This is a genomic window from Mesorhizobium sp. M7A.F.Ca.CA.003.01.2.1, assembly GCF_003998945.1.
Lineage (GTDB): Bacteria > Pseudomonadota > Alphaproteobacteria > Rhizobiales > Rhizobiaceae > Mesorhizobium > Mesorhizobium ciceri.
The window spans coordinates 1-857 of the sequence record NZ_RZRA01001435.1 but is presented as its reverse complement, the minus strand read 5'-3'; the positions used below and the strand labels follow the sequence as shown (position 1 = coordinate 857).

Below are 857 nucleotides of genomic sequence, written 5' to 3'. Positions count from 1 at the left end.
ACCTTGTAGAGGCCAAAGCTTTCGCCCATGTCGCAGTTTAGCGTCACCGCCATCACATTGTTACCCCTCGAAGCTGCCGTCTTTGCGGCGTTGCAGCATTTTTTGCGCATGCGAGGGCATTTGTGAAATAGTAGTTTATTGATTGTCATATCAAAAAAACAGATAATGGTTCTGGGCCAGGGCGCACCATGACCATCACCTTGAAACAGCTGGATTATTTTATCGCGACCGCCGAGAGCGGACAGGTCAGTCATGCCGCGGTGGAACTCAACATCTCGCAATCGGCGGTCACTGCGGCGATAAAGACGCTTGAGGCTGACCTGGGCGTACGGCTTTTGGAGCGTAACCACGCTGGCGTAAGACTGACGATGGAGGGCGCGCGGTTTCTTGAACATGCGCGTGTTATCACCGGGGCCGTCGCTGCCGCCGTCCGAAGCCCGTTGCGCGATAGGAAAGGCCTGGCGGGCAAGCTGCGGCTGGGCATGACCTACACGGTCGTCGGCTACTACATGTCGCGCCACTACGCGCGCTTTCGAAAGACCTATCCCGAGATCGAGGTCGAGGTGCTGGAACTGCCCCGAGACGCTCTCGAAAGCGGGTTGATGTGCGGGGACATCGACATGGCCGTGATGCTGGTGTCGAACCTGGAGCACACCAAGGAGTTGGCGCAGGAGGTCTTGATGCGGTCGAACCGCCGGCTCTGGCTTTCGGCTGATCATCACCTCCTCGCGCGGCAGGAGATCAGCCTCGCCGATGTGGCGGCGGAAGATTATGTCATGCTGACGGTTGACGAGGCACGCACGACGGCCGCCCGTTACTGGGATGCCGCGGGCCTTTCGCTCCGCGCCGTCCTTACC

General features: G+C 59.3%; 1 protein-coding gene. It reads left to right on the top strand.

Going from position 1 to position 857, the window contains the following annotated elements; all coding sequences use genetic code 11:
* Positions 1-188: 188 nt before the first annotated feature.
* The coding region (locus EN969_RS33270) for a LysR family transcriptional regulator (protein WP_164758761.1) at positions 189-857 on the top strand (669 nt) is incomplete at its 3' end.